General features: G+C 71.2%; 4 protein-coding genes. 1 reads left to right on the top strand and 3 read right to left on the bottom strand.

What is annotated here, in order from left to right; all coding sequences use genetic code 11:
* Nucleotides 1–277 precede the first annotated feature (277 nt).
* The 3 genes from DQW85_RS23665 to DQW85_RS23655 form a co-directional block, all read right to left on the bottom strand.
* Entirely contained in the window at nt 278–886 is a 609-nt protein-coding gene (locus DQW85_RS23665; RefSeq protein ID WP_113702272.1) for an ester cyclase, read from the bottom strand.
* Nucleotides 887–895: 9 nt separating this feature from the next.
* Nucleotides 896–1,111 (bottom strand): tautomerase family protein, encoded by a 216-nt coding sequence (locus DQW85_RS23660; protein ID WP_113702271.1) that lies wholly within the window; start codon nt 1,109–1,111, stop codon nt 896–898.
* A 143-nt stretch (nt 1,112–1,254) separates the two neighbouring features.
* Nucleotides 1,255–1,608, bottom strand: a complete 354-nt coding sequence (locus tag DQW85_RS23655; RefSeq protein WP_113702270.1) for a cysteine hydrolase family protein — start codon at nt 1,606–1,608, stop codon at nt 1,255–1,257.
* Between the two features lie 29 nt (nt 1,609–1,637).
* Here DQW85_RS23655 and DQW85_RS46040 point away from each other — a divergent pair.
* Nucleotides 1,638–1,879, top strand: a 242-nt coding sequence (locus DQW85_RS46040) for a hypothetical protein (protein ID WP_205315353.1), incomplete at its 3' end; no start/stop codon positions are given.

Here is a 1,879-nt window from a genome sequence, read left to right as displayed (position 1 = left end):
GGACCGCGGCGAACGCGGCGCCGGCCGCGAGGACGGCGGCCGCGGTCACGGTCGCACGTCGGGCGGGCCGCAGGGGGGCGTGGCGGAACATGGAACCTCCGGAGAAGGCGAGTGGTTCAAGAGTCAGATGATGTCGCCGGAACACTCTGGCCGTGAGAACTGCTCACCTACCAGTCCGCTTGATGCTCGTTTTCTGAGCACGGAGACCCCGCACGATTGTGCAGCTCATGCGGGGTCTGGCTGGTGGAGGGTCGCGGCTACCCCACCCGGGGCCCGCTCACTTGGGCGGTGTCGTCATCTGGCGGTACGCGCCGAACAGGTCCTCCAGGTGGTCGGTGCGGGCGATCCGCCGACGGTGGTCGAACTGGTGGACGTCGACCGCCCGGTACGACAGAAGCCTGCGCGTGGCCGGTACGCCAAGGAACGGGCGTACCTGCGTGCCGCTGATGACCGAGCGCACCGTGACGACCCGCCCGGCCACATGGATGGCCTCGACACGGATCTTCAGATCCGGGAACGTGGCCACGATGTCATCCCGCACATGGGCTTTCATGCCCTCCCGGCCCGGCCCCTGCCCCGGTGCGAGCGGGACGTCCACGAAGTCCTCGGTGAGGAGGCGGTCGTACACCGTCGTGTCGCCGGTCTCGAACGGCTCGTACAGGCCCAGGGCCGCGCGCGCCAGGGATGAGCGCTGGGTCGCCGTGCGAGCCTGGTCGCTCAGGCCACCGGCAGGCGACCACGGCTCGGCCCGGGCGTACGCGCGGATGGGCGCGGCCTCGCCAGGAGCGGTGTCCGCGCGGACCGCGGTCACCGTCCCGGCGGTCATGAGCAGTGAGCCGCCGAGCGCCGCGGCCAGGAGGACGGTTCGGCTGGATCGCAGAGACATGAGCGTTCGTCAGGCTTCCGGCATCTGCCGGAGCTTGGCGAGGGTCAGGACGTCGCCGCCGATCCCCCAGCCGCCGTCGGCGACCTCCTCGACCAGCACCATGGTGTTGGCTCGGGCGCGCTCGCCGTAGATCTCGACGTACAGCTCGGTGGTGCGGGTGACGATCTGCTCCTTCTGCTTCTCGGTGAGGGTCTCGGCGGGGACCTTGAAGTTCGCGAACGGCATGTTCGTTCTCTTTCTCTGATGGGGTTGACCGGCGCCGGGGCCTCGCGCCCCGCCGTCTCCTCCACGATCGCGGCATGACCAGCCCGCTAACCAGGGCTGTGTCCACCCAGGGGTCGCCGTCCCCTGGCTCCGGCCCGCCCGGGTCAGAGGCGGTCCATCCATGCCTGGCCCGTCAGGACCTCGGCGCCCCGGGCGGGGAAGATCCGTTCCATGAGGAAGTCGTGGACGTCGCGCTCGCCGTCGGCGCAGGCGTCGCTGAGCACCGTCAGCCCGAAGTCACGGTCGGAGGCGTCGAACAGGGTCGCGGCCACCATCGCGCCGGTAGCCACCCCGGTCAGGACGATCGACTCGACGCCGAGCGCCCGCAGCACCAGGTCGAAGTCGGTGCCGGCGAAGGCGCTCGTGCGGCGCTTGAGGACGACGGGCTCTCCCGGCAGCGGCGCGACACGTGGGTGGATCCCCGTCTCGCCGGATCCCTCGTGGAACAGCGTTCCCAAGCGAGCCCGCCGAACTGGCCGCGGTCATCGTGGCCGAGAGGGGCCGGCCTGCCAGACTGCGCGAGCGCCTGCGCGGGACGCCCGCGGTCGAGGCCAGGATCGCCGGGCTGTCCAGGGACGACCGAGCGGTGCACGCCGCCGAGCTCCTCGGCGGGGACGGCGTCGGGGCCTGGATCGAGCCCGCTACGCCCGGCTGTAGACGCGTACGTAGTCGATCAGCATGGTGGCGGGGAACTTGGTGGAGGAGTTCGGCGATCCCGGCCAGCTGCCG

This window comes from Nonomuraea lactucae, from assembly GCF_003313395.1.
Classification (GTDB): Bacteria; Actinomycetota; Actinomycetes; order Streptosporangiales; family Streptosporangiaceae; genus Nonomuraea; species Nonomuraea lactucae.
The sequence above is the reverse complement of the archived record's forward strand: the minus strand, read 5'-3'. Positions and strand labels throughout refer to the sequence as shown.

What these genes read in the sequence shown, in the direction of transcription:
- DQW85_RS23665 (WP_113702272.1), bottom strand. Translation starts at nt 886, where the DNA reads ATGTCTCTGCGATCCAGCCGAACCGTCCTCCTGGCCGCGGCGCTCGGC.
- DQW85_RS23660 (WP_113702271.1), bottom strand. Translation starts at nt 1,111, where the DNA reads ATGCCGTTCGCGAACTTCAAGGTCCCCGCCGAGACCCTCACCGAGAAG.